This is a genomic window from Streptomyces sp. NPDC058157 (assembly GCF_042884105.1).
GTDB lineage: Bacteria > Actinomycetota > Actinomycetes > Streptomycetales > Streptomycetaceae > Streptomyces.
In genome coordinates, this window is the sequence record NZ_JBHVUQ010000200.1 from 8,344 (window position 1) to 12,689 (window position 4,346).

The 4,346-nt window shown below is 75.7% G+C and carries 4 protein-coding genes; all 4 read right to left on the reverse strand.

Going from position 1 to position 4,346, the window contains the following annotated elements:
• Positions 1–91: 91 nt before the first annotated feature.
• The gene (locus ACFVXK_RS32165; RefSeq protein ID WP_389618716.1) at positions 92–1,528 is read right to left on the reverse strand and encodes a DHA2 family efflux MFS transporter permease subunit; all 1,437 of its coding nucleotides are present in this window, start codon (positions 1,526–1,528) and stop codon (positions 92–94) included.
• 26 nt (positions 1,529–1,554) lie between these two features.
• A complete protein-coding gene (locus tag ACFVXK_RS32170; RefSeq protein ID WP_389618719.1) occupies positions 1,555–2,331 on the reverse strand; it encodes a thioesterase II family protein in 777 nt (258 codons plus the stop codon).
• 107 nt (positions 2,332–2,438) lie between these two features.
• Complete coding sequence (locus ACFVXK_RS32175; protein WP_389618722.1) at positions 2,439–3,287, reverse strand: metallophosphoesterase family protein; 849 nt, start codon at positions 3,285–3,287, stop codon at positions 2,439–2,441.
• The coding region (locus ACFVXK_RS32180; protein WP_389618725.1) for a phosphopantetheine-binding protein at positions 3,287–4,346 on the reverse strand (1,060 nt) is incomplete at its 5' end. The genes ACFVXK_RS32175 and ACFVXK_RS32180, both read right to left, overlap by 1 nt.

The following is a 4,346-nucleotide window of genomic DNA, read 5'->3' on the forward strand; positions in this document are numbered from 1 at the left end:
AGCCCCGCACGCCGCCCCACACCGCCGCCAAAAAAATCGCGCGCCCCCCCCCTTCCCCGCCCCCGTGGCCCACGGGTGGGAAGCGGAGGGGTCACGCCGTGGCGTCGGCCGGCTGCTTCGCCCGGGGGGCCGGGGCGGGCGCCGGGGCCGGGGCCGCCTTCGGGCGGGGGATGGCCAGGGCGAACACGGCGCCCACGAGGACCACCGCGACCGCGATCCAGATGGCCGGCACCAGCCCGTCCACGAAGCGCTGCTGGCCGGTGAAGTCGCCCTGGGCGGCGAAGACGCTCGCCAGGACCGCGATGCCGAGCGCGCCGCCCAGTTCGCGGACCGTGGTGTTGGCGCCCGAGGCCTTGCCCATGTGCTGCGGCGCCACCGCGCCCATGACCACCGTCGCGGTGGGGGCGAACACCAGGCCCATGCCCGCGCCGGCCAGGACGAACGGGCCGACGAACGCCCAGTCGGAGGTGCCGACGCCGACCACCAGGGCGAACCAGGCCAGGCCCACTCCGGAGATCGCCAGGCCCAGCGCCATCAGCCGGCCCGCGCCGACCTTCGCGGCCAGCTTGCCCGCCTGCGGGGCGATGAACATCGGCATGACCGCCCACGGCAGCGTCCACAGGCCCGCCACGAACGCCGAGTGGCCCAGGCCCGTCTGGAGGTACTGGGCGATCAGGAAGGTGGCGCCGAACATGCCGAAGTACACGGCCAGCGAGACCACGTTCGAGAGGGTGAAGGCCCGCACGCGGTAGAAGGACAGCGGCAGCAGCGGCGCCGACGCCTTGCGCTCCCAGGCGATGAAGGCCCCCAGCAGCACCACGGCCGCCACGAACGCGGAGACGACCGGGGCCGAACCCCAGCCCTTCTCGTGCCCGTTGACGATGGCCCACACGAGGGAGACCACGCCGGCGCAGGCCAGGACCAGGCCCAGCAGGTCCAGCTTCACCGGGGCGCCCCGGCTCTCCGAGACCGCCTTGACGACCAGCGGGACCGCCACGACGCCCACCGGGACGTTCACCCAGAAGATCCACTGCCAGTCGAGGCCGGAGGTGATCGCACCGCCGATCAGCGGCGACAGGGCCACGGCCAGGCCGCTGATGCCGCTCCACAGGCCGATGGCCGCGCCCCGCTTCTCCGCCGGCACCGCCATCGCGAGCAGCGTCAGCGACAGCGGCATCACCGCGGCCGCGCTCATGCCCTGGAGGGCGCGGAAGAGGACCAGCGCCTCCGTGGAGGAGGACAGGGCGCCGCCGATCGAGGTCAGGGTGAACGCCGTGATACCGGTGAGGAAGACGCGCTTGCGGCCGAACCGGTCGCCGAGCGCAGCCGCCGCGAGCAGCAGGCCGGCGAAGCCCAGGATGTACGCGTTGGTGATCCACTGGAGGTCCTCGACCGAGGCGCCCAGGTCGGCGCGGATCGAGGTCAGCGCGTTGGTCACCATCAGGTTGTCGAGGGCCACCATGAACATCGGCAGGGACACGGCGAGGATGACCGTCCCGAACGAGGGACGGGCGGGTGCACTGGTCAACTGATTCTCCAAGAGGGGTGGCGGGGTCACACTCGCGCCGGCAGGGCGAACGCGGCCAGGTCTTCGGCCAGGGCCGCGTTCACCGCGTCCCGCTGCGCGTTGAGGTAGAAGTGGCCGCCGGGGAAGGTGCGGAGGCGGAACGCGCCGTCCGTGGCCCCGGCCCAGGCCGCGGCCTCCTCGGCCGTCACCTGCGGGTCGGCGTCCCCGGTCAGCACGCTGACGGGGCAGGCCAGCCGCGCCCCCGGCCGGGGCGCGTACGTCTCCACCGCCGTGTAGTCGCCGCGCAGGGCCGGCAGCACCATCCCGGCGATGTCCGGGTCGGCGAGCAGGGCGGCGCTGCCGCGGTCCAGGCGGACGACCTCCTCGATGATCCCGGCGTCGTCCCGCAGGTGGACCGTCTCACGGCGGACCGTGTCCGGGCCGCGGCGGCCCGAGACGACCAGCCCGAGCAGCTGCTCGGGGGACGGGCCCTCCCGCAGCCGGCGCGCGGTCTCGTAGGCGAGCGTGGAGCCCATGCTGTGGCCGAAGAAGACCAGCGGGCCGTCCTCACACGCGGACAGGACCTCCGCGATCTCGTCGGCGAGGGCGTGCAGGTCCGTGCGGACCGGTTCGGCGCGGCGGTCCTGACGGCCCGGGTACTGCACCGACAGCACCCGCACTCCGGGCGACAGGGCCTCGGAGAGCGGGTGGTGGTAGCTGGCGGCCCCGCCCGCGTAGGGGAAGCAGACCAGGGTGGTCCCGCCCCCGGGAGCCGGGTGGTACTGCCTGAGCCACAGGTCGCGCAGAGCCTGGGGGTCCGCCATGGGGAAGGGTCCGTTCTCTCGTCCGTCGGGGCGGCCCGCGCCGCGGCCGTCGGACCTACGGCACCAGCACCGGCTCGCCCCCCGCTCGAGAACTCCCGGAGGACCGCTCAGGCGCCGCCCTCGTGCGGCCGCAGGACGTCCCGGAGCACCCCGCGCGGCAGGCCGCGGGCCCGGCGTTCGCGCGGATAGCCGATGGAGACCTCGTCGAAGCGCACCCCGTCGTAGTAGGTGGTCCGCGGGATGTGCAGGTGCCCGTAGACCACGGCCGCCGCCCGGTAGCGCAGGTGCCAGTCCGCGGTGAGGGTGGTCCCGCACCACTGGGCGAACTGCGGGTAGCGCAGCACGTCGGTGGGCTCGCGCACCAGCGGGTAGTGGTTGACGAGGACGGTCGGCAGCTCCGGGTCCACCGCGTCGAGGCGGGCCTCCGTCACCGCCACCCGCGCCCGGCACCAGCTGTCGGCGTCCGGGTGCGGATCGGTGTGCAGCAGGAACTCGTCCGTGCACACCACCCCCGACGCGTGGGCGGCGGCCAGGGACTGCTCCTTCGTCAGCCCCGGCGCCCGGAACGAGTAGTCGTAGTGGACGAACAGCGGGGCGACGGCCACCGGGCCGCCCGCCCCCTCCCACACCGGGTACGGGTCCTCCGGGGTCAGCACGTCCAGGGACCGGCACAGCTCGACCAGGTGCGCGTACCGGGCCTCCCCGCGCGCCGAGACCGCGTCGTCCTTCGGCGTCCACAGGTCGTGGTTGCCCGGAGTCCACACCACCCGCGCGAACCGTTCGCGCAGCAGGCCCAGCGCCCACTCGATCTCCGACACCGTCTCGCTGACGTCCCCGGCCACCAGCAGCCAGTCCTGCGGGGACGTCGGCACGAGCTGCTCCTCGACCAGCCGCCGGTTCTCCGCGTACACCACGTGCAGGTCGGAGACGGCGAGCAGCCGCCCGGCCGGCGCCATCAGCGGGCCACCTCGCGCAGCCAGGCGTCCACGGTGGCCGCGACCGCGCCCGCGTCCGCGCCCAGCAGCGAGAAGTGGTCGCCGGCCACCTCCGCCACGTGGTCGGCGTACTCCCAGCCGGCCGCGGCCGAGGCCGCCGACGCGGAGGCCCGCACCAGCAGCGTCGGCGCCGCCGCGGGCTCCGGCGTCCAGTCGGCGAACACCCGCAGGTGGCCGCCCATCGCGAGGAACCGCCCGTCGTCGGGTACCCCGAGCGGGCCGTCCGGATCGAGGAGCCGGTCCGTCAGCACCGCCAGCCCGTGCCGGCCCTCGGCGCGCGCGTACGTGTCGAGCAGCACCACCGCCGCCGCCTCCCGGCCGATCTCCGCCAGCTCCCGGGCCACGGCGTGCGCGATCCAGCCGCCGGAGGAGTGCCCCAGCAGCACCGGCCGCGCCGGACCCGCCGCCTCGGCGACGGCCTCGGCCTGGGCCCGGACCAGCGCCTGCCGGCTGCGCGGCAGCACCGTCTCGCCGCCGAACCCGGGGTGCGCCAGCACCGTCAGGCCCCGACCGCCCGCCAGGGCGCCGGCCAGCGCCAGGTACTCGTGCGGGCCGGAGGCCGCGCCCAGCGACGGGAACGCGAACAGGCCCGCCACGCCCTCCCGGTGCGGTGCCAGCTCCGCGGGGGCCGGCCAGTGCTCCACCCCGGCGCGGGAGTCGTAGCCGGGCACCAGCTCGGCCGCCGCCATCAGCAGCGCCGCGCCCTCGGCGGTACGGCCCTGCGCGTGGGCGCCCCGCAGCAGCCCGGCGAACGTGCCCCCGGCCGGCCGGGGGGCCTCCTCGGCCGGGGCCGCGCCGAGCAGCCCGGCCAGGTGCGCGGCCAGCCGCGTCACCGACGGGTGGTCGAAGACGGTGACGGGGGCGATGGTCAGCCCGGTCGCCTCGCGCAGCGAGCGGACCAGCTGCAGGGCGGTCAGCGACTGGAAGCCCAGCTCGGTGAACGGCCGCTCCACGGACAGCGATCCGGGGTCGGCGTGCCCGAGCGCGGCGGCCGCCTGGGCCCGCACCAGGGCCGTCAGC

What these genes read in the sequence shown, in the direction of transcription:
- ACFVXK_RS32175 (WP_389618722.1), bottom strand. Translation starts at nt 3,287, where the DNA reads ATGGCGCCGGCCGGGCGGCTGCTCGCCGTCTCCGACCTGCACGTGGTG.
- ACFVXK_RS32170 (WP_389618719.1), bottom strand. Translation starts at nt 2,331, where the DNA reads ATGGCGGACCCCCAGGCTCTGCGCGACCTGTGGCTCAGGCAGTACCAC.